Origin of the sequence: Stenotrophomonas sp. STK17_22 (assembly GCF_051983905.1) — a bacterium.
GTDB lineage: Bacteria > Pseudomonadota > Gammaproteobacteria > Xanthomonadales > Xanthomonadaceae > Stenotrophomonas > Stenotrophomonas maltophilia_A.
Window position 1 is genome coordinate 3,321,849 of the sequence record NZ_CP197010.1, and the last position, 19,723, is coordinate 3,341,571.

The following is a 19,723-nucleotide window of genomic DNA, read 5'->3' on the forward strand; positions in this document are numbered from 1 at the left end:
CCGCTGACCAACATGCGCCATCACCGCTGACGGATCACCGCGATGTACCGCACCCTTGCTGCTGCATTGCTCTGCGCCCTGTTCGCTGCTCCGCCCGCTTCCGCGCGTGACCTCCGCGTCGGCCTCTCTTCACAGCTCCACGCCCAACTGCAGAGCAACCGCGAGCGCTACGGCATTGCCGGCCAGGCGGTACTGGTCGCCCACAACGGCCAGGTGCTCTACCAGGGCGCCAGCGGCGAACGCGATCCCGCTGCCCATGTGCCTGCCACTGTCGACACCATCTTCGCCGCGCAATCCATGGCCAAGCTGCTGACCAGCACACTGGTGATGCAGCTGGTCGACCAGGGCAAGGTGGATCTGGACGCACCGGCCAGCCGTTATGTTCCGGACCTACCGACGGCATGGCAGACCATTCACGTACGCGATTTCCTCAACCACAGCTCGGGTATCGGCGAGTATTACGACCGGGTGGACAACCGCTGGGTGAGCAAGGGCTACACCGGAGTGGCGCCTAACCTTGGCGCTGCACTGAAGGTGGCCGGCGCGACACCGATGCAGTTCGTCACCGGCAGCCGAGTGCAGTACACCCAGGCCAACTACCTGGTGCTGACCGCCTTGCTGGAAGCGCATTGCGGCAAGCCCTACCCGGCCATCGCGCGCGAACGCATCCTGCAACCGCTGAAGATGACCAGCACCTCATGGGGCGTCACCAGCGTCCCAGCCACGCGCGCGGCAGTGCCTTACATCGGCAAGGACGGCCAGCTGCAGCCAGCGAACGAAGACCCCTGGCCGGGCTACGGTTGGGGCCACGCCGACCTGCAGACCACCGTGGGCGACATGAACCGGTTCCTGCAGGCGCTGGCGACCGGCAAGCTGCTGCGCACGTCAACGCTGGAAACGCTCTGGCAGCCGCAGAAGCTGAGCGGCGGCGGCAGCAACTTCTTCTCCACCGGTTGGGACACCACTCGCAGCGACGGCTACACCCAGGTCGGCCACGATGGTGGCACCCGCGTGCGGGCACGGCTGGCCTACAAGGGCACGCTGGCCAGCGGTTACTGGGTATTCGTGTACCTGACCAACGGCAGCGCCCGCAATGTCTGGTCGAGCACGCTGGTGGAGAGCACGATGGCGGTGGCCGCGCCGGAGGAATTCCCACATACGGTGTTGTCCGAGCGACTGATCGCGTATGCGCTGGATGACAGCGCTGGCGCGGCCGAAGCTGTGCATCGCTGGCTGCGCGACAGCAACAAGGTTGCTGCCAGTGAACTGGAACGCGCGATCAATGCCGATGGTTACGCGATCCGCGAGAGCCTCGGGGCACGCAAGGCAGTAAAGGTATTTGCTCTCAACACCGAGCTGTATCCGGATTCGGCAAATGCGTGGGACAGCCTGGCGGAATGCCATGCGGCGCTGGGTGAGAAGGAAGCGGCCGATCGGCTGTATGCAAAGGCCAAGGCGCTGGCGAAGCCGGCTCTGTAGAGTCGAGCCGTGCTCGACTCCGGGACACAGAGGCAGTCGAGCAAGGCTCGACTCTACAGAAAGCGAAAGACAGTCGAGCAAGCTCGACTCTACAAGGAGCGCGGGCGGCCATACGCCGCCGATGGGTGACGTGACGCCGCCGACCTGTTAACTTGCGCGCCACTTTCGTGGTTTACAGCATTCCCGCATGTCGCTCTCGTCGTACCGCCCCGCCCCGTCGCTGTTGTTCCTGGCCGTTTCTCTTGGCCTCTCCTCCACCGCCGCTGCGGCCCCGCAGGCCACCACGCTGGATGCCGTGCAGGTCACCGCCGCTGCCGATGCCAGCGCGCAGGCGCGCGCGGCGCTGACGCGCGTGCCCGGCGCCAGCAATGTCATCGACGTGGCCAAGGCCGACAGCCGCCTGTCCAGCAGTGCCGATGTGCTGGCCTACCAGCCGGGCATCAGCGCACAGTCGCCGGGCAACGAAGGCACCAAGATCTCGATCCGTGGGTCGGGCATCAACCGGGGCCCGGGTGCGCACGCCTCGGGCATCGCTGTGTCGATCGACGGTCTGCCGCTGACCGGCCCGGGTGGTACGCCCTATGAGCTGCTGGAGCCGTTGTGGCTGTCGCGCGTGGAAGTCCTGCGCGGCGCCAACGGCTTCGAACGCGGCGCGTTGGCGCTGGGCGGTGCCATCGATTACGTCAGCCGCAGCGGGCGTGATTCGGCGGGCGTGCAACTGCACTACGAAGCCGGCAGCCGTGGCTACCAGAAGCGCGGCATCAGCTGGGGCGGCGTCAGTGGCGATGTCGATTACTTCCTGGCCTACACCGATACCGAGTTCGATGGCTATCAGCGCCATGCGCGCGGCGATGGCAAAGGCGCGATGGCCAACATCGGCTGGCAGATCACGCCCGACCTGCAGACGCGCTTCTTCGTGCGCTACCGCGAAACCAATCACGAAGCACCCGGTCGCCTGACCCGCGACCAGATCCGCAATGACCCGCACGCGGCGAACCCAGCCAACCTGGCCATCGATGCACGTCGCCCGCAGCCCGGCAGCACGTGGGTGGGCAACGTCACCACGCTGCAGATCGATGAGGATTCCTCGCTGCAGGCGGGACTGGTCTATCACAAGTACCCGATGGACTTGAACGAGAGCCTGTACCGCCAGCAGCTGGACTACGCCAACCTCAACGCCACACTGGACTACCGCCACCGCCACCGGCTGTTCGGCCTGGACAGCGAAACCACGGTCGGCCTGCGCGTCACCCACGATCTGGACGCCGATGTGCGCGAGTCGCTGCGTTTTGCCAGCAACGGCTATGCCACCGGCACGCGCACGCGTGACTTCCGCCACCACGGCACCGACAGCACGCTGCACGTTGGCAATACCCTCACCTTCAATGACCGCCTGCGCATGCAGACCGGGCTGGCACTGATCAACACCCGTCGGAATGTACAGGTGACCTGGCCGAGCAGCGGCGGCCGCCTGCGCGACCACGACTGGGACTATGCGCCACGACTGGGCTTCACCTGGCAGCACAGCGCCCAGACCCAGTGGTTCGGCAACCTAAGCCGCTCGGTGGAAGCACCGCACCCGTGGTCGATGATCTGGGGCTCGAACCAGTACTTCAGGCCGGGCAATGGCCCGTCCACCGGACGCCAGCGCACGCCGGTGCCGATGCAGAACCAGACCGCCACAACGCTGGAACTGGGCGCGCGCGGTGACGCGGCGCTGGGTCGCTGGGAACTGACCGGCTACTACGCGCACGTAAACCACGAACTGCTGAGCGTCGAACTGCAACCGGTGCCGAACCTGTTCATCGCCGAGAACAACGCCAGCCCCACCGTTCACCGCGGCATCGAAGCCGGGTTGGACAGCACCCTGTGGCAGGCTGCGCCGGGCCGCCTGTCGCTGCGCCAGGCGTACACCTTCAGTGACTTCCGCTATCGCCACGATGCGCGTTTCGGCAGCAACCGCCTGCCCGGCCTGCCGCGCCACGCTTACCAGGCCGAGCTGCGCTTCGATCACGCGTCCGGCCTGTACGCTGCGCTCAATACCGAATACGCCTCGCGCATCGCGGTGGACTACGCCAACAGCTACTGGGCTGACAGCCATGTGATCTTCGGCAGCCGCATCGGCTACGACGCACCCGGCGGTCGCTGGCAGGCCTGGGCGGAGATGCGCAACATCGGCAACCGCCACTACGCCGCCACGGTCACGCCAGGCTACAACGATGCCGGCAAGGATATTGCCCGCTCGACGCCGGGCGAAGGCCGTGGCATCTACGCTGGTGTGCGTTTGCGCTTTGACTGATGACCGCAGGCGGCGCCGGGTGTGATCCAGCGCCGCCGTTTCAATGTCAGCTGATGCGCCACGCCGGCAGGCGCTCGCTGCGTTTCCAGATGGACGGCGCGAAGCCGATCAGCACCATCGCCGCCAACCACTTCGGTGAGGTAGTGAGCAGTGTCGATGTGAGCGAGCCATCGACGGGGGCAGCCATTTCCTGCCACGGGTTGTAGCCCAGGTAGACGATGCTGCCAGCCCACCACAGCAACGCCACACCGAAACCCACCAGCAACAGGGCCAGCGTTCGGCAGGTCCAGCGCTGCGAGGTGGTACCCCATTCGCGGGATACCGCCACCAACAGGCCCACCACCAGCAGCGAAATCAGGGCCACCAGGCCGATATCGACCTTGGGCCCAATGCGCTCATAAGTGCAGGCGCGGCATTGCGCCTCTTCCGCGGCAGTAGCGGCTTCGGCGCCATCGGCCTGCCCGGCTGCAGGCTGTGCCAGTGCTGCAAACGGCAACAACACAGCCAGCAGCGTCACCATGATCCAACGAAACAACATCCTGTTCCTGCGTGCAGCGACATCCATGCGCTCTTCCTCGTCAGTGGTTGTACGTCCAGGGCCGCAGTACGCGGCCGTCCCATACGCCGCCCAGACCCCGTTCCGGGGGTTCGGCCATCCAGCGTCCTTGTTCCCGATGCAGTACGACAAGCTCCCGGTAGACGAAATCGTCGGAACACGAATCCCAGGCGACCGCGATCATAGCCCACTGCCCATCGACGCTGAAAACGGGCCGGGTCAGATAGACGACGTGGTCGTATGTCCGAGTCGGCCCATGCACCGTTGCCCCGCACCCCTGCTCCCGCAGCGCTCGAAGCCCCGCGCTGTCCATCCGCTGCGCACCGGCCAATGCGGCCGCAGGCACTGGCGTGGAACGGCGATTGGCGGGAACCAGGTCCGCCTGCAGCTGCAACCGCAGCGCATGGATGTCCTGCGGCCACCAATCGTCCAGCGGCAGGACCAGATCGTCCACCTCCTGGCAGGTGGAGGTACTGCTGCCCGGCCAGCAATAGGGCAAGGTCTGCTCCATCACGTAGATGTCCTCCCCCACCGGGTCGGTCAACTGTGGCTGCTCCTGCGGGCGCCATCGATCGACACGCGTGGACGGCGTCTGCGGTGCTGTGGGCACCTCGCTCAGCGGCGATGGCAGAACTGGTGTTGGCTGCGGCTCTGGCGGAGGTGGAGGGGAGAAAGGCGGCCTCTGCCGGATCGCCAGCGCCATCGCCTCCGCCTGCATCTGCGCCGTTCCCAGGTTGACCAATGGCGGACCGATCGCCTGCCGCCACCTCGGGCGCAGGCTGCAGACTCCGGCCATGAGAGCCAAAGCCGACAGCGCCGCCGCCAACGACGCAATGCGTCGCCAGACGATCCGTTGTTGGCAGTCACGGTCCGGCTTGAACGAGGTATCTGTCATCACGACTCCGGCAACGCGGGCCACAGGCCGTGGCCAAAGCTCATATAGCGGACAGGATCCACTCGAACACGCTCCCATCCGCCCTTGCTGCGGTGCAGAAGGTAGAGGGCGCGCATCGCCGTTCCTCCACTGCACAGATCCGAGGCGATCGATGCCATTGCCCAGTTCCCGTCCAGGCTGAACACAGGGCGCTGCAGATAGACAACGCCCAGATCCGGATTGCCCGGGCCACCCGTGCATCCCTCGACGCCGCGTGCGCGCCGTTGCTGAAGCTCGTCCCACGTCATCCGTTGCGCTCGCACATGCGCAAGCTCAAACGCGAGGTCGGGTACGCGTACAGCCCGGCGGTTCGCAACCTGCAGCATCGCCTCCAGATGCTGCTGAAGTTGAAAGGACGCCGCACTGTCATCATCGCGCCACTCGACGACGCTGTGACGAACCTGGCAGACCGGGACGGGGTCTCCTTCACCGCAGGAAGGCGCAGTCCATTCCATCACTGCAAATGGCATGTCGGGTTCCCAGCCGCGCGGCTCGAAGTGTGCTGGCGCGACATCTGCCAGTGGCACCTCCGCGGTCGCGAACGCACTGTTGCCAGTCAGCATCGGGGAGGAGACTGCCTTCATTGGAATCGGTGGTACTGGCGGCTTTCCTGGCGGTGTCGGTCGCAGGTCGATGAGCTCTGCCATCACCTCGGCCTGCATCCGTGCCGTTCCCAGATTGATCGGAGGCGGGCTGACATCCTGCCGCCACTGCGGGCGCACGCTGGCCATCAGCGCTGCGCCAGCAGCCACGAACAGGACGACCGCTGTCGTCAGGATGCGCTTCCGTGCAATGCGCTGTCGCATGAAGCTCCTCGAAGAAATGAAGCAGGTTGGGATATCGGCCGGGAACGTGGCGCTACACTGCTTGAATGACCTGCAGCAGGTGGGTCGCTCCTGGAGCCAGCGCCTGCGCAAGCCAACCCAGCACAGCAAAGAACAGCAGCAGGCCGAGCAGCGGCCAGATCGTGTGCGTCACGCATACGCGCCACCATCCCTGCTCCCGCATGCCCTGCATGCGCCGGTACAGGCCTCCGGCAATGGCCGCGTCCACCAGCAGCTCGGCCATCAGCACTGGCGCCGACCACACCACCCACACGCTGGCCAGCAGAACGGTCGCCAGCAGCGCGACGAGGCCGAGGATCGCGAGCAACGGCAGGCCCGCTTCGTCTTCGGCCAGGCCGGTCAATGGCAGCTCACCGGCATCGTCGCCGTTGACCCGCGCCGACTCATTCCACGAAGCTGACGCGCCGCCACCTCCAGAACGGCCACCGACGCCGCTCCACGGTGGTTCCACGGCACTTCCGCGAGGCGATGGGCTGCCACTGCCCACATCCGGCGACAGGCCATCCAGCACGTTGTCCCAGCGCCAGCGGATCCAGATCCACATCAGCAGCAGGAATACGCCATAGGCCAGCAGCACGGCCATCGGGTAGCGCAGCAGCATCGCGTCGATACCGGCCAGACGCAGCAGGTGCGAGGCGAGGAAACCGGCCGCACCGGTCAGGGCCACGATCAGCGCCATCTGCAGGCGCGGCCAGCCGAGCTGCTGCAGATGCTGCCGCGCGCGCACGACTTCACTGCCGCGATTAGCCGGCAGCTTCAATGGGCTGCGTGTAAAGAAACGGGTGCGTTTCATCGGCGCCGCTGGATGCCGCAGATCGTGCAGCGTGGAAGCTCGAAAACCTGATACTGCATGCGGACATCCTTGCCGGGCACGCGTAAGCGGTGGTGGGCGGATTTTACCGCGGGCAGGTCCGCTGTCCAGACGGCGGACCTGTGCCATCGATCCTCAGCTGCGGTCGATGATCCGCACGATGCGACCGTCCTCAAAAGCGAACTCGCTGCGTCCCTGCAGGGCCAGTTCCGTGCCCGCACTGGGACCATCGGGAATGTCCTGCGCGAACACGCCACGCCAGCCGATGCTGGCCAGCGCCATGCCATCCTCGAAGGTCAACTCGAGCAACCGCTGCTCGCGCTCGCGGAACAACGGCGCCGATTGCCGTGCCAGTTCGCCGAAGGCATCGATGCCTTCGGTGACCATCGTCAGCTGGCTGCCGCTGTGGTTCTCGAATCGCACGTTATGCGCCAGCACCGCCAGCATGGCGTCGATGTCGAAGCGGTTGTAGGCCTGCAGGTAGTGCTCGATCAGGTGGCGGCAGTGCGATTCGTCCATGGCGGCGTCCAGTCAGGGCCTGCGCCGAGTCTCCCGCGACCGTGCCGCCGGATCAAGGTCGCGCGGCGGCTTTCAACAACTGCGCGGCCACCTGGTCGAACGGGGCGATGTCCTGCAGTGCGCGGCACATCGCCACCGCACCTTCCACGCTGGCAATCACCAGACTGGCCAGCCCACCTGCGGCGGCCGGATCGTGTCCGTCGGCGACGAACGCTGCGGCCAGATGGCCCTGCCAGCGCGCGAATACCTCTGCAGCTGCCGCGCGCGGCTGGCTGTGCACCGCGTCAACCGGCTCCTCCACCGCAGCGGCCAACACCGGGCAGCCGGCGCGGAAATCGGTGCGCAGCAGGCGCTCGCGCCACATCGTCAGGAACTGCTGCAGGCCCTGCACCGCCCCACCCTTCAGCAGCTCCACCAGCAACGCTTCGACCTTGTCGCCGGCCATGTGGGTGGCACGCGCCAACAGCTCCTGCTTGCCGCCCGGAAAGTGGTGATAGGTGGAGCCCAGCGGTGCCTCGGCCAGCTTGGTCACCTCACGGATGCTGGTGGCATTGAGACCCACGCGCGCCAGCATCTGTGCCGCAGCATCAATCACGCGTTGTGGCGCATCAGAGGGACGTGGGCTCACGGCAGGCTCCTTGCCAGGACAGTCGTCATAGATTAGCGTACCGGCGATTCTATAACAGTCGTCATAACCATGAATCTCTGGTTCCGCCTGCTCCATCTGCTGCTGTGCAGCCTGTTCCGGCCCAAGCTGGAGGCCCCGTTCGGGGTCTCGCGGCTGCAGTTCCGGGTACTGCCCAATGACCTGGACAGCAACCTGCACATGACCAACGGCCGCTACTGGAACATCTTCGACCTGGGCCGGCTGGACCTGATCCTGCGCATGGGCCTGGGCCGGGTGGCGCTGCGCGAGAAGTGGGCACCGATCGTCGGCGCCGGCACCATCCAGTTCCGCCGCGAACTCAAGCCATTCCAGCGCTTCACCCTGGAAACGCGGCTGGTCGGCTGGGTCGGTTCGCGCGGCATCATGGAGCAGCGCGTGCTGATCGGTACCGAGCAGAAGATCGCCACCCGTGCGCTGCTGGTCACCGGCATCTACGACCGCCGCGCGCGGCAGTTCCTGGGCATGCCGAAGATGATGGAAGCGATCGGCGTGGTCGCCCCGCCGTCGCCGCCGCTCAGTGCAGCCGCCGAGGCGCTGCTGGCGGCCGATGCGGCGTTGAAGCAGGACGACGCCTGAGGCACCTCAGCCTACCTTCGGCATGTTCTTGGTCACGCAATGGATGCCGCCACCGCCACCGGCGATCGCATCGATGTCCACCTGTTCGATCACACGACCGGGATACATGTCTTCCAGTAGTTCACGGCAGTAGCCATCGGCTGCGTCGTCACCGAACTGCGGCGCGACCACCGCGCCGTTGATCGGCAGGTAGTTGATGTAGCCCATCGCCAGATCGTCGTTGTCGCGCGTATGCACGTTGTCGCGTCCGTCCAGCGGCGGCGGCAGCGTATGCACCTGCAGGCGACGGCCATCGGCATCGGTGGCCCCGCGCAGGATCCGCAGATGCTCGCGGGTCAGGTCGTAATCGTAGGACTCCGGATCGTTGTCCAGATTGGCGATCACCACGCCCGGGCGTACGAAGCGCGCATAGAAGTCCACGTGCGCATCGGTGATGTCCTTGCCGGCGATGCCGGGCAGCCAGATCACCTTGCGCAGGCCCAGGTGATGCTTCAGCTCGGCCTCGATATCCGCGCGCGACCAGTCCGGATTGCGGTTGCGGTTGACCCAGCAGCTTTCGGTGAGGATGGCCGTGCCATGGCCATCGACTTCGATGCCACCGCCCTCGCCCACCAGATCGCTTTCCAGCAGCGTCGCGCCAGTCACCTGCGCCAGCCACGGCGCCACCGCGCCATCGTTGCGCGCGCTCTGCTTGCCGCCCCAGCCATTGAAGTTGAAGTCGACCAGGCCCAGCCCGCCCTGGCCATCGGTGACGAAGCACCCACCATAGTCGCGCACCCAGATGTCATCCAGCGGCACCTCGAGGAACTCGATGTTGTCGCGGCCACAGCGATCCTGCGCCTGCTTCAACTGCGCCGGGCGGCACAGCACGCTGACCGGCTGGTGGCGCGCGATGGTACGGGCCAACCGCGCCACGGCGGTGTTCACCGCATCGGCTTGCGCGCCCCACACCCGCGGCTGCGCGGCGAAGGCAAGGAACACGCGTTCCTGTGGGCCGTGCTCGTCCGGCATGCGCCAAGTCCCCGCACCTGGCCCTGCTGCAGCCACGCGACCCGGCAGCCCGGCCAGGCCCAGAGCAGCCAGGCCGCCAAGGCCGGCGGCGCCCGCCAGCTGGGTGAGGAAGTGACGACGGTTGCTCATGACAGGCTCCATGGCCGGTGTGGGATGGGCGCTATGCTGCGCTTGCCGACACATAAGAACAAACGATAGATTCAGCCATCAATTGAACAGTTTTACTTATCTGAAATGCTCAAGCACTGGCCACCACTGAACGCGCTACGGGGTTTCGAGGCTGCGGCCCGGCTGGGCAGTTTCCACCGTGCGGCGGAGGAACTGCACCTGACCCAGTCGGCCATCAGCCAGCAGATCCGGGGCCTGGAAGCGTCGCTGCAGCAGCCGTTGTTCTTCCGGCAGGGCCGCAGCGTCACCCTCACCGATGCCGGCATCGACCTGCTGGAAACAACGCAGGCGCTGCTGCGGCAGCTGGCCAGCGGCATCCGCCGGCTCGATCAGTACCGCAAGCCCAATCAACTGATCGTCAACGCCAGCCCGGCCTTTGCTCGGCATTGGCTGGTGCCACGCCTGGCCAGCTTTCACCGGCTGCATCCCGACGCCGATCTGTGGCTGCTGACCAGCGAGGAAGCGCCGGACATGACCACGCAGACGCTGGACGTGGCGGTGCGTGATGACCTCGACTCACAGGCGCAGTGCCAGCATCGCGTGCTGCTGCAGGACCGCCTCTATCCGGCCTGCCATCCGGCCCTGCTCGCCACACCGGCGCACGAACGCCTCACCCTGCATGGCGAGCGCGAGATGGACTGGAGCCAATGGCAGGTGCAGGGTGGCGCCGATGTCGGCCAGCGCCGCGAGGGAATGAATTTCTCCGAGCCCGGGCAGTTGCTGGATGCCGCGTGCCAAGGGCTGGGTATCGCACTGGTCAGCGAGCTGCTGAGCGCGCGTGCCTGCGAACAAGGCCTGCTGCAAGCCCTGGATGATGCACGCGTGCGCGGCCCGCGCTGGAGCTGGCTGGTGCATGAGGACAGCGCGGCCGATCCGCTGGTGATCAGTTTCTGTGAGTGGTTGCTGGCGAGTCTGCCCGCAGAAGCTACTTCTGCTGCAGCGCGCGCTTGACCGCCGCCTCGGCCAACGGCGCCATCACCGCATAGCCCTTCGCCGTAGGATGCACGCCGTCCTCCGCCAACTGCGGGTCCAGTCCGCCGATCGCATTGGCCATCGGCGTGTAGTAGTCCAGATAGACCAGCTGCTGTGCATCGGCATAGCGCTTCAATGCCGTGTTCAATGCACGCACCTTGGGCGCAGGTGCTGTGCCCGGCAGCCACGGGTAATCGCTGACCGGCAGCACCGATGCCAGCACCACACGAATGCCATGTGCACGGGCGAGCTCCACCATCGCGTGCAGGTTGTCTTCGATCATCGCCTGCGTGGACGGGCCGGTGTTGCCGGCGATGTCATTGGTGCCGGCCAGGATCACCACCACCTGTGGCTTCAGTGCCAGCACGTCCTGCGGGAAACGCACCAGCATCTGCGCCGTGGTCTGGCCGCTGATGCCGCGGTTGAGCCAGCCCTTGCCGGGGAAGAAACCGGCACTGCCCTCCCTGCCCCAGCCCTCGGTGATGGAGTCACCGAAGAACACCACGCGCGGCTGGCCGGGCACCGCATCAGGTAGGCGCGCATTGGCATCACGATAGCGTTGCAGCTCCGGCCAATCGGCCAGGCGCTGCTGCATGAAGCGCACTTCGTCGGGGCGTAGCTGGTCGATGGGCGTCTGCAGCAGCGGGTTGACTGCGACGGCCTCAGCGGCGCCCAGCGGAGAAGCCAACGCGAGGCCCAACGTCACGACAGTGGCAGTGGCAAGCTCAACAGGTCCACGCATGCGGGTACTCCTGAAATCATCTTCAGCAGTCTAACGCCCCACCCTGTGCTCAGCGTGCAGCCGTACGCGCCGCCACACCCGTGACTTTCGCCGGCATCCACATACCCGGCGTCCAGCCGCTGGCGGCCAGGATCGCCTTCGGGTTGTCCTGCTGGATCAGCGCACGCACCGCGTCACGCTTGTTCTTGGCCTGCAGGTAATAGGCCTTGGCGATGCGGTATCCCACCCAGTACCCGAGGTCATAGGGCTCCTGCGAACCGGGCTTGTAGTTGTACAGCCACGGCGACAGATCGGTGCTGTCCAGATCCAGCGCGAATGCGCTTTCGATATGCACTTCCCGACCACGGGTCCAGGCCGCATGGCGCCCGTTGCCGACGTTGCCGGAAATCAGTTCGGCGATGAACTCAGCAATGCCCTCGCCCAACGAAACACGCAGCACCGTCGCATGCGGGTCGCCCGGCTCGAAGTCGGTCAGGCCGGTCTGCTGGATGTGCACGTACTCGTGCGCGATCACATGCACGAAGCGGTCCTGCACATTGGGATTCATGAAATCGGCTGCGCACAGCGCTTCCAGGCCGATGATCACGCCGCTTTTCGAGGTCAACCCTACCGGACGACCACGGCCGACGGCGATGGTCACCGGCGGAAACGCAGCCTGCGGATAGATGGCCTGCAGGTTGGAAAACACCTGCGTCAGACGTTGTTTCACCGCCGGCAGTTCGGCCAGGCAGCTTCGCCCCTGCACATACAGCTCCGGCTGGCTGGCGATGGACTCGGCAATGCGCTCGGGGGTGACCCGGCGCGCCTTGGCCAGCTCGGCCAGGCCCGCCGAACCCTCGGCCATGTAGCCACGCAACTGCGCAACGCTGGGTTTGCCACCTGCGTTGTCGTACAGCGCGTAGAAGCGGCTGACATCGTCAGTGACAATCTGCGGCCCGGCCGGTGCCGCCGCCGTGGCCATGCCAACCACCCCGGCACAGGCCAGGGCCAACAGGCCGCGCAGGATCATGGACATCGCTCCGTCCTTGGTGGGGTGCATGCGAAGCGCGCAATCTATCACTCCGGCCCGGCCGCCGCAGCAAGCAGATGCGGGCACCCCGGCGCTGTGCCAGACTCGCGTTGGCACCTGCCACGGAAGATAGAGCACCCCGCGATGATGATCGTTCCCGCCTACTGGGCCGAAGCCCGCCTGCAGGCCCGTTTCCGTGGCCGGCCGGTGGTGGTGCGCCGCTTCGGCTGGTCCGACGAAGGCCCTGCCGAGGCGCAGGTGCACGCGGACCGCCGCGCCAATGAAGCCCTCAATGCCATCCTCGCCGGACAGGTGCTGCCGCGTCGCGAAGTGCGCAGCAACTACGGCGTGGAAGGCGTGCCGATCCGCGAGCAGATCGTGCAGCGCGACGGCGACGTCGTCATCACCCGCAACAGCTATGGCGCACTGTGCCTCAACAGCCCGGACGTACTGTTCGCCGACATCGACCATGCGCAGCCGCCAGCCGGCTGCGTGATGCCGGCCATCGTTGCGGCGGTCGTGCTGCTTGCCGGCGCCGTCACCGGCACACTGCTGTGGCATTGGCTGGTGGGACTGGTGCTGGGCGTGGCGGCGGTGGTTCTGGTCAATGCGGCATTGCTGATGCGCCGCAGGCAGCGGCTGGCCGCCGCCGGGGGCGCCGAGGGGTTGGCGCTGCGACGCGTGGAAGCCTTCAGCGAACAACACCCCCACTGGCATCTGCGCGCCTACCGGACGCCTGCGGGACTGCGCGTACTGGCGATGCATGCCACGTTCTCCCCGGAGGACGAGCAGCTGCAGGCATTCTTCAAGGCACTGGGCACCGATACCCTGTACGCGCGCATGTGCCGGCTGCAGCATTGCTTCCGTGCGCGACTGACACCGAAGCCGTGGCGCGTCGGCCTGAAGTACCGCATCCGGCCGCCAGTGGCCGCGTGGTCATCCGAACAGGCCAACAATCCGGATCGATTGGCCTGGATTGCCGAGTACGAAAAGAAGAGCGCCGGCTTCGCAGCCTGCGCTTATCTACGCAGTTTCGGTGATACCACCCGGGTGCATGCCAAGGCCGAGCACGTGCGCGACCTGCATGACGGGTTTTCCCACGCGCAGGACCGCCTACCGCTGGCGTGAGGGCGGGTGCTCAGTCAGCGCTCTGCACGAACGGCTGCCCTGCCAGGGTAGTGCCCAGCCGCACCGCGACCTGCTGTTCGCCCTTTTCAAACGTCGTTGCGCACTGCTTTCCGCCTTTCTGGCATCCGACTTCGGGAAAGCCTTCCAGTGACTCCGGTGCGCCCTGCGCCGGCTTCGCCTGCCAGCCGGCGGCGTCCAGCAGGCGCTTGGCCTTGGCGTAAGGCATGCCGGCGATGATCCCCAGCTGCGCCAGCTCGGCAGGCAGTGGCTGAGCACTTGCAGTTGAGACCAGGACCAACGACAACGCTGCAGCAAGAAGGATGGCTTTCATTGCATCGACCCGGGGCGGACTTACACGATCAGACTAGACCATTTTCATGGCCTGCGAATGTGCCGGTAACACGTCGTTACCGAGTCTCCACAGTTGATTGCAGAGCACTTCAATCTGTTTACAGGCGAACAAGCAACCGAGCACGGGCTCGGCTCTACAGGATGCAGGAAGGCCGCCCTGAGGCGGCCTTCCTGTGCCCTTACTTTGCGTTCTTCACGTAGGTGTCGAACCAGTTAAGCATCTCCGACACCAGCTGCTCGTTGGACTCCAGCGCGGTGTACCAGTGCGGTTCGTTCGGCAGCATCACCAGGCGGGTGGTGCCGCCGTTGCCACGAATGGCCTGGTACAGCTTGCGTGACTGGAACGGCTCGGTGCCCGGGTTGGCGTCGTCCTCACCATGGACCAGCAGCAGCGGCAGCTTGATCTTGTCGGCGTAGAAGAACGGCGAGGCCTTCAGGTACACGTCCTGCGCCTGCCACACCGAGCGACGCTCGTTCTGGAAGCCGAACGGGGTGAAGGTCTTGTTGTACGAACCGCTGGTCGCCACGCCGGCCTTGAACAGGTTGGTGTGCGCGATCAGGTTGGCGGTCATCAGGCCGCCGTGGCTGTGACCGGTCACGCCGATGCGGTTGCGGTCGACCACGCCCATGTCCACGGCCTTGTCCACGGCCGCCTTGGCGTCGGCTTCCAGCTGCTCCAGGTAGGTGTCGTAGGCGTTCTTCGGGTCACCCACGATCGGGAACGAGGCGTTGTCGATGATCGCGTAACCGGCCAGCAGCATCAGGCGGTACGGCTGCAGGCGGGTGAAGGTCTGCTGCGAACCGGACACCTGGCCGGCCTGCGCGGCATTGGCGAAGTCGGCCGGGTAGGCGTACAGGATCGCCGGCACGCGCTGGCCCTCCTTGTAGCCCGGCGGCGTGTACAGGGTGAACGACAGGTCCACGCCGTCGGCACGCTTGTAGGTCACCAGCTGCTTCTTGATCTGGCGCACTTCCGGGGTCGGGTCGACCAGTTTGGTCAGCGCGGTCGTGGTCGACGTGAACTGCGCCTCGCCGGCCTTCGCATCGGCCACTGACTCACCCTGCTGACGGATGAAGGCGTTCGGCGGATCGATCACTGACTGGTGCCAGGTCAGGTAGCGGCCCGGCGTGTTGCTGAAACCGAGGAACTGTTCGTAGGCATCGGCACTGCTGCGGAACAGACGCTCGCTCTTCAGCGTGCCCAGGTCCAGGCGATCCAGGAACGGGCGGTCGCCCTGCGGCGAGGCACCACGGCCGCTGAGGAACACGTGGTTGCCCTCACGGCGCACGACCTGCGCGCCATTCGGCAGGCGGGTAAACACCAGGTTGCCGGGGTTGCCGTACAGCTCATCGCTGGACATGTCCCACAGCAGGCGACCGTCCTTCTTCGGCTGGTCCACATCCACGATGCGGGTCTGCATCCAGTGGCGGTTCTCGTCGTTCTCGTACTGGAAGGCTACGGCCGGATCGGCGGTCCACGCAAACCCTTCAAAACGTTGCGCGGTACGGGTGATTTCGGTCGGCTTGCCGTTGAACGGGGCCTTCAGCATCAGCACGCGGTCACGGTGCGGCACGCTGACCTTCCAGTCGCCTTTGTCCAGCGCTTCGGCATAGACCAGGGTCGCCGGATCGGTGGCTCGCCAGTCGAAACCGCGCGGGCCTTCCGGTACGCCGTGCACCGGCACGCGATCCGCCAGCGGCAGGCTGGCGATCGGCGTGCTGCGGCCATTGCTCACGTCCAGTACGGCCACGTCGTTGGCGAAGCGCTGGTAGGTCACCGCATGTGAGTACGGCGCCTTGATCGATTCGGTCAGCACGTGCACGCCGTCGGGCGCGGCGCTGACCTCGTTGAACAGCGCAGGCTGCCCCACCGGGCGCACGCTGCCCGCGGCGGTATCGACCACGGCCAGCTGCGAAGCGCCGTAGTAGGCGAACAGCTTTTCATCATGCACGCTGGTCAGCGTGTCGCGGGCTTCGTAGGTGCTGCTCTCGCCACTGCTGCCCAGCGATTCCTGCGCATCCGGACCGGTCGGCACGCCACCGTTGGACGGCGCCGGACCCTGATTGGCCGGCACCAGTTTCACCAGCAGGTTCTGGCTGCCGCCCAGCCACTGCACGGTGTAGCCGAAGATCGGATTCAGCTGCACGTTCGGCACCTGCTTCACCTGGCCGGTGGCCGCATCGCCCACCCACAGCTGCACGCTGGTATCGACCGCATTCTGGAAGGCGAAGTGGCTGCCATCGGCCGACCACAGCGCGCCGGTGGCGCAGCCCTGCGGCAGGTTGACCTTGGTCTCCTTGCTGCTGCCGATATCGACCAGGGTGAAGTCGGCCACGCAGGCCGGAATACCGTAGCCGCCGGGGGTGTCATGCCGACTGCGGTTCTTCGGCTCCAGCCGAACGCCGGCCAGCTTCAGGTACGGCTGGGCGACGCGGCTGATCGACGGATAGGTCTGCGCGGTAGTCAGCAGCAGGCGCTGGCCGCCCGGGGCCACGTTCGGTGCTGGCGGCGGCGGTGCCTTCAGCACCTTGAGCAGGTGTTCCGGCGGCTTCGCGTAATCGGCAAGCGCCGGGCCAGCGGCCAGCAGGCCGACGGTGGCAACGGCAACGGCCGCTGCCAGAGAGGTTCGACGGATCAGCATCCTTATCCCCTGGGGTGTGAATGGGTACCCGGAATCGGGCATGGCCCCGAATCTAGCACCGCAGGAGTTGTCGTGAATGGGCCGGAAGGGCTAGTGGCCGGATGGGGCAAAGTGCATCTCCGGGAGTGCCGGGGAGCTGCCGGCACCTGCTTGGCATGGCCTGCCACTACTGCTGGGCGTGCAGGTCCCAGGCGGTGAGATAGTCCGGGTCGACCACGATCATGCCGCTGTTGCTCATCCGGTACTCTCCCGGCTGGGCCGGCAGGTACTGGTCAAGCATCGGCGGCAGGTAACGCTCGTGGCCATCATTCTCGTCGGCCAGCACTACGCCTTCATCGGCACTGATGCGCAGCACCGTTCCCGCATACTGCTCCAGTCCCTGCACCTGACCGTCGCCGCCGTAGCGGGTCACCCCGACCAGCACCAGTTTTCCGATCATTTCCTCGACCTTGGCATCGTCCAGGGCCGGCAGCATTCGTTCGTATTGGTCGCTCATCGGTGCACCTCCAAAGCCTGCAGGATCATCATGGACAAGCCAGCCTCCGCGCTGCGAAGGCCATCGGGCAACGCAGAGGACAATCTGGCGGGCGTATGTCTATTGCAGGGCCGGCAAGAGCATGCCGGGACCGCATCGGGTGAACAGTGGCAGATGCTGTGGGTGGCGGCCATCCGTGCCGGCAAAGTGGCCGTATCAGACCAGGGTCAACACCACGCGTTGCATTGCATGCAGGGTAAAGCGTGACAGCTGCGCAGTTGTTGCATGACGGCCTCCTGTTGAAGGTCACACGCGAAGTTGATGATCCATGGACCCGATGCTGACATCGCGCGCGGAATGGTCAAGTGAAGAATGCGCACCCGTTCACCTTTTGTAACGCATTCGGGTGCCTCGATTACGCTTAACCTCTGCTTCATCCGGCTGGCCCTAGGGTCAGCCTTCAATCTGCAAGGAACGCACATGCCCCGGTACGCATTCATACGACCGTGGACGCTCGCACTTTCAGCGACCACGCTCTGCGCCTGCGCACATGCCGCCGACCGCACGCCGACTTCTCAAGGAACCGACACCATGGCCCCCGCCGTATCCGAGACCACTTCGCCCTCACCGCTCAATGCCGAGCAGTTGCTGCTGCGCCTGCTGGACCTGATCAAGGTCACGACCTCCACCCGCGAGCTCACCGCCGAGCGCCTGTCCGCGGCAATGCAGGCGCCGGCGCAGGTCTTCGGCCCCGGCCACTTCGGCTATGGCGGCACGCTGACACCGGAATGGGGCTATGGACTGGAAGTGCAGCGGGCCGGCACTGCCGACGCGCGGCTGGACCTGAACTTCATGGACACCAGCAGCGATCGCAAGGCCTCGGCTGCGGCGATCTGCCAGGTCGACTTCAACCACTTCGCTTCCGCACTGGGTGCCGCCGGCTTCAAGCGCGAGACGGTGCGCGGCGAACACGGCCGGGTGATCTACGACCGCTTCGATCGACCGCAGCTGAGCATCAAGGTCGACACGATGCCCGAGAACCCCCACGCCCTCGGCGACGCCACGCATGCCTGCGTGCGTCTTGTCACCGTGCAGTAAGGGGAGCCATCAATGACGATCCTTTCCGCAGAAACGGAACGCCTGCTGGGCGAATTCGCTGGCAAGACCGACGTCACCAGCGACCAGGTCGACAATCTGCGCAGCGTCATCGCGGGCTCGCCCGTGCTGGCAAAGCAGGTGGACGCCGCCATCGCGGCAGGCTATCTGGAACGCTTCGAACTGTTGCCCGCCACAAGCAACGCGGGTGGCACCTACGAGACCGGCACGAAATCCATCAACCTGCCCGCCAGCAGCTTGTCGACCCCGGCGGCGCCGGACCGGTTCGACGCGGCCGAGGTCACCTTTGTGCTCGGTCACGAGATCCAGCACGGCTTCAACGATGCTGATGTCGAGCGCGCCTACGTGCAGTTCGAAGCCGACGTGGAGCAGGTCGCGGGCCGTACAACGAGCCATGATTACACCGAGGCCATCGGCACCCTGCTCGCGGCCAACCGCCGCGATGAGGCTTCTTCGAACATCGCAGGCTGGAATGCGCTGGTCAGCCAGGTACGTGCCAACAACCCGGACGCTACCCTGCGCGACCTGTATGAAGCCAGCGCCCGCTCGACAGATGTCATCCAGTCGCGACCCGGCCCGCCGATCACCTATGCCCCGCACCCGGAGCTGACCCTCAATGCGGACCTGACCATCTCCCCCACCGCAGCCAACATCGAGGGAATGGCCAGGCACTATTACGATCAGGGCGTCAGCACCGGCCTGGGCCATCATGGGAATTCGGACTACCAGAATTTCTACGGCGCCCTGGCGATCGGACTGGCCAGCGAATACGAGGCCGCGAATCCAGCGCCCGATGGCGTCAGCCGGATGGAAGTGAACATGAAGAAGCTGGGCCTGGATGAGCGCCTACTGGAGCAGAACGGGCTCAACCTCGGCGAGGGCTCGCCCCCGCGCCAGCCCTACTTCGATACCAGTACCTCGCCGTCGACGCTGCATTACTTCGACCACACTGAGGGCACGCATACGCATGTGCCGATCACCACACAGCATGCGGTGGAGGGCGATGGCTTACCGACGCTGCTTGCGGAAGGCCGTGACCGTTCGCTGCATGAGCAGATCCGCGGCAAGGTAGCTGAGCTGGATGCTGCCAACGGACGCAGTTTCGATGCGTCCAGCGAGCGCCTGAGTGCCAGCCTGCTGGTGCTGGCCCGCGAAAACGGGCTGGACCGGGTCGACCATGTGGTGCTCAGCCGCCAGACCGAGGGTGCGGGCGCGGCGCAGAACATCTTTGTGGTGAAGGGGCCGCTGGATGATCCGGCCTCGCTGCGCGCCTCATCACCCACTGCCGAGGCCGCCCAGCGCCCGGTGCAGGACAGCCTGGATACGCTTGCCGTGGTCAACCAGCGGCAGGCCGATCAGGCCACGCAGGAACAGGTCCGCGTGCAGGAACAGCAGCGCGGTGCGCTGACGCACTGACGGGGAA

General features: G+C 65.9%; 20 protein-coding genes. 8 read left to right on the top strand and 12 right to left on the bottom strand.

Annotated elements, in window-relative coordinates; all coding sequences use genetic code 11:
* Positions 1-42: 42 nt before the first annotated feature.
* Together ACSYS9_RS15600 and ACSYS9_RS15605 are read left to right on the top strand one after the other, a co-directional pair.
* Positions 43-1,479, top strand: a complete 1,437-nt coding sequence (locus ACSYS9_RS15600; RefSeq protein WP_071227494.1) for a serine hydrolase domain-containing protein — start codon at positions 43-45, stop codon at positions 1,477-1,479.
* Between the two features lie 187 nt (positions 1,480-1,666).
* Complete coding sequence (locus ACSYS9_RS15605; protein ID WP_071227493.1) at positions 1,667-3,778, top strand: TonB-dependent receptor family protein; 2,112 nt, start codon at positions 1,667-1,669, stop codon at positions 3,776-3,778.
* 46 nt (positions 3,779-3,824) lie between these two features.
* Here the strand turns inward: ACSYS9_RS15605 and ACSYS9_RS15610 are convergent, their stop codons facing one another.
* From ACSYS9_RS15610 to ACSYS9_RS15635, 6 genes are all read right to left on the bottom strand, one after another.
* A complete protein-coding gene (locus ACSYS9_RS15610; protein WP_071227492.1) occupies positions 3,825-4,343 on the bottom strand; it encodes a hypothetical protein in 519 nt (172 codons plus the stop codon).
* 13 nt (positions 4,344-4,356) lie between these two features.
* Positions 4,357-5,229, bottom strand: coding sequence for a hypothetical protein (locus tag ACSYS9_RS15615; RefSeq protein ID WP_071227491.1), 873 nt, complete (start codon positions 5,227-5,229; stop codon positions 4,357-4,359).
* Positions 5,229-6,074 (bottom strand): energy transducer TonB, encoded by an 846-nt coding sequence (locus ACSYS9_RS15620; protein ID WP_071227490.1) that lies wholly within the window; start codon positions 6,072-6,074, stop codon positions 5,229-5,231. The genes ACSYS9_RS15615 and ACSYS9_RS15620 overlap by 1 nt, the downstream gene beginning before the upstream one ends.
* 52 nt (positions 6,075-6,126) lie before the next feature.
* Positions 6,127-6,906, bottom strand: coding sequence for a hypothetical protein (locus ACSYS9_RS15625; protein ID WP_071227489.1), 780 nt, complete (start codon positions 6,904-6,906; stop codon positions 6,127-6,129).
* Positions 6,907-7,059: 153 nt separating this feature from the next.
* Positions 7,060-7,443 carry a nuclear transport factor 2 family protein gene (locus tag ACSYS9_RS15630; protein ID WP_032127707.1) on the bottom strand — a complete coding sequence of 128 codons (384 nt, stop codon included), beginning with the start codon at positions 7,441-7,443 and terminating at the stop codon, positions 7,060-7,062.
* Between the two features lie 52 nt (positions 7,444-7,495).
* Positions 7,496-8,071, bottom strand: coding sequence for a TetR/AcrR family transcriptional regulator (locus ACSYS9_RS15635; protein WP_049422101.1), 576 nt, complete (start codon positions 8,069-8,071; stop codon positions 7,496-7,498).
* Positions 8,072-8,140: 69 nt separating this feature from the next.
* Here ACSYS9_RS15635 and ACSYS9_RS15640 point away from each other — a divergent pair, with 69 nt between their 5' ends.
* The gene (locus ACSYS9_RS15640; RefSeq protein ID WP_032127705.1) at positions 8,141-8,686 is read left to right on the top strand and encodes a thioesterase family protein; all 546 of its coding nucleotides are present in this window, start codon (positions 8,141-8,143) and stop codon (positions 8,684-8,686) included.
* Positions 8,687-8,692: 6 nt separating this feature from the next.
* On the opposite strand, the gene ACSYS9_RS15645 is transcribed toward ACSYS9_RS15640, so the two are convergent.
* Complete coding sequence (locus tag ACSYS9_RS15645; protein ID WP_071227488.1) at positions 8,693-9,826, bottom strand: agmatine deiminase family protein; 1,134 nt, start codon at positions 9,824-9,826, stop codon at positions 8,693-8,695.
* A 105-nt stretch (positions 9,827-9,931) separates the two neighbouring features.
* Between ACSYS9_RS15645 and ACSYS9_RS15650 the strand changes: the two genes are divergently transcribed.
* Positions 9,932-10,816: a LysR family transcriptional regulator gene (locus tag ACSYS9_RS15650; protein ID WP_071227487.1), complete on the top strand. Its 885-nt coding sequence runs from the start codon at positions 9,932-9,934 to the stop codon at positions 10,814-10,816.
* Here ACSYS9_RS15650 and ACSYS9_RS15655 read toward each other — a convergent pair.
* Positions 10,791-11,579, bottom strand: a complete 789-nt coding sequence (locus ACSYS9_RS15655) for an SGNH/GDSL hydrolase family protein (RefSeq protein WP_071227486.1) — start codon at positions 11,577-11,579, stop codon at positions 10,791-10,793. The genes ACSYS9_RS15650 and ACSYS9_RS15655 overlap by 26 nt on opposite strands.
* Positions 11,580-11,628: 49 nt before the next feature.
* Positions 11,629-12,594 carry a DUF2268 domain-containing putative Zn-dependent protease gene (locus tag ACSYS9_RS15660; protein ID WP_032127700.1) on the bottom strand — a complete coding sequence of 322 codons (966 nt, stop codon included), beginning with the start codon at positions 12,592-12,594 and terminating at the stop codon, positions 11,629-11,631.
* 138 nt (positions 12,595-12,732) lie between these two features.
* On the opposite strand from ACSYS9_RS15660, the gene ACSYS9_RS15665 reads away from it, so the two are divergent.
* On the top strand, positions 12,733-13,716 hold the full coding sequence (locus ACSYS9_RS15665) for a hypothetical protein (RefSeq protein ID WP_049400168.1): 984 nt from the start codon (positions 12,733-12,735) through the stop codon (positions 13,714-13,716).
* 10 nt (positions 13,717-13,726) lie between these two features.
* Here the strand turns inward: ACSYS9_RS15665 and ACSYS9_RS15670 are convergent, their stop codons facing one another.
* The 3 genes from ACSYS9_RS15670 to ACSYS9_RS15680 all read right to left on the bottom strand — a co-directional run bounded on the left by ACSYS9_RS15670 (position 13,727) and on the right by ACSYS9_RS15680 (position 17,205).
* Complete coding sequence (locus tag ACSYS9_RS15670) at positions 13,727-14,047, bottom strand: hypothetical protein (RefSeq protein ID WP_071227484.1); 321 nt, start codon at positions 14,045-14,047, stop codon at positions 13,727-13,729.
* Positions 14,048-14,246: 199 nt separating this feature from the next.
* Positions 14,247-16,709 (bottom strand): S9 family peptidase, encoded by a 2,463-nt coding sequence (locus ACSYS9_RS15675; protein ID WP_071227483.1) that lies wholly within the window; start codon positions 16,707-16,709, stop codon positions 14,247-14,249.
* 166 nt (positions 16,710-16,875) lie between these two features.
* A complete protein-coding gene (locus ACSYS9_RS15680) occupies positions 16,876-17,205 on the bottom strand; it encodes a hypothetical protein (RefSeq protein WP_006376346.1) in 330 nt (109 codons plus the stop codon).
* Positions 17,206-17,235: 30 nt separating this feature from the next.
* Between ACSYS9_RS15680 and ACSYS9_RS15685 the strand changes: the two genes are divergently transcribed.
* The 3 genes from ACSYS9_RS15685 (at position 17,236) to ACSYS9_RS15695 (ending at position 19,716) form a co-directional block, all read left to right on the top strand.
* Positions 17,236-17,451 carry a hypothetical protein gene (locus ACSYS9_RS15685; protein ID WP_071227482.1) on the top strand — a complete coding sequence of 72 codons (216 nt, stop codon included), beginning with the start codon at positions 17,236-17,238 and terminating at the stop codon, positions 17,449-17,451.
* Between the two features lie 324 nt (positions 17,452-17,775).
* The gene (locus ACSYS9_RS15690) at positions 17,776-18,282 is read left to right on the top strand and encodes a hypothetical protein (RefSeq protein WP_256200881.1); all 507 of its coding nucleotides are present in this window, start codon (positions 17,776-17,778) and stop codon (positions 18,280-18,282) included.
* Positions 18,283-18,294: 12 nt separating this feature from the next.
* Positions 18,295-19,716, top strand: a complete 1,422-nt coding sequence (locus tag ACSYS9_RS15695; protein WP_440568163.1) for an XVIPCD domain-containing protein — start codon at positions 18,295-18,297, stop codon at positions 19,714-19,716.
* Positions 19,717-19,723: the final 7 nt, after the last annotated feature.

Bases quoted from the DNA above. Each gene is read 5' to 3' on its own strand.
- ACSYS9_RS15600 (WP_071227494.1), top strand. From the start codon at position 43: ATGTACCGCACCCTTGCTGCTGCATTGCTCTGCGCCCTGTTCGCTGCT.
- ACSYS9_RS15605 (WP_071227493.1), top strand. From the start codon at position 1,667: ATGTCGCTCTCGTCGTACCGCCCCGCCCCGTCGCTGTTGTTCCTGGCC.
- ACSYS9_RS15610 (WP_071227492.1), bottom strand. From the start codon at position 4,343: ATGGATGTCGCTGCACGCAGGAACAGGATGTTGTTTCGTTGGATCATG.
- ACSYS9_RS15615 (WP_071227491.1), bottom strand. From the start codon at position 5,229: ATGACAGATACCTCGTTCAAGCCGGACCGTGACTGCCAACAACGGATC.
- ACSYS9_RS15620 (WP_071227490.1), bottom strand. From the start codon at position 6,074: ATGCGACAGCGCATTGCACGGAAGCGCATCCTGACGACAGCGGTCGTC.
- ACSYS9_RS15625 (WP_071227489.1), bottom strand. From the start codon at position 6,906: ATGAAACGCACCCGTTTCTTTACACGCAGCCCATTGAAGCTGCCGGCT.
- ACSYS9_RS15630 (WP_032127707.1), bottom strand. From the start codon at position 7,443: ATGGACGAATCGCACTGCCGCCACCTGATCGAGCACTACCTGCAGGCC.
- ACSYS9_RS15640 (WP_032127705.1), top strand. From the start codon at position 8,141: ATGAATCTCTGGTTCCGCCTGCTCCATCTGCTGCTGTGCAGCCTGTTC.
- ACSYS9_RS15645 (WP_071227488.1), bottom strand. From the start codon at position 9,826: ATGAGCAACCGTCGTCACTTCCTCACCCAGCTGGCGGGCGCCGCCGGC.
- ACSYS9_RS15650 (WP_071227487.1), top strand. From the start codon at position 9,932: ATGCTCAAGCACTGGCCACCACTGAACGCGCTACGGGGTTTCGAGGCT.
- ACSYS9_RS15655 (WP_071227486.1), bottom strand. From the start codon at position 11,579: ATGCGTGGACCTGTTGAGCTTGCCACTGCCACTGTCGTGACGTTGGGC.
- ACSYS9_RS15660 (WP_032127700.1), bottom strand. From the start codon at position 12,594: ATGTCCATGATCCTGCGCGGCCTGTTGGCCCTGGCCTGTGCCGGGGTG.
- ACSYS9_RS15665 (WP_049400168.1), top strand. From the start codon at position 12,733: ATGATGATCGTTCCCGCCTACTGGGCCGAAGCCCGCCTGCAGGCCCGT.
- ACSYS9_RS15670 (WP_071227484.1), bottom strand. From the start codon at position 14,047: ATGAAAGCCATCCTTCTTGCTGCAGCGTTGTCGTTGGTCCTGGTCTCA.
- ACSYS9_RS15675 (WP_071227483.1), bottom strand. From the start codon at position 16,709: ATGCTGATCCGTCGAACCTCTCTGGCAGCGGCCGTTGCCGTTGCCACC.
- ACSYS9_RS15680 (WP_006376346.1), bottom strand. From the start codon at position 17,205: ATGAGCGACCAATACGAACGAATGCTGCCGGCCCTGGACGATGCCAAG.
- ACSYS9_RS15685 (WP_071227482.1), top strand. From the start codon at position 17,236: ATGGACAAGCCAGCCTCCGCGCTGCGAAGGCCATCGGGCAACGCAGAG.
- ACSYS9_RS15690 (WP_256200881.1), top strand. From the start codon at position 17,776: ATGGCCCCCGCCGTATCCGAGACCACTTCGCCCTCACCGCTCAATGCC.
- ACSYS9_RS15695 (WP_440568163.1), top strand. From the start codon at position 18,295: ATGACGATCCTTTCCGCAGAAACGGAACGCCTGCTGGGCGAATTCGCT.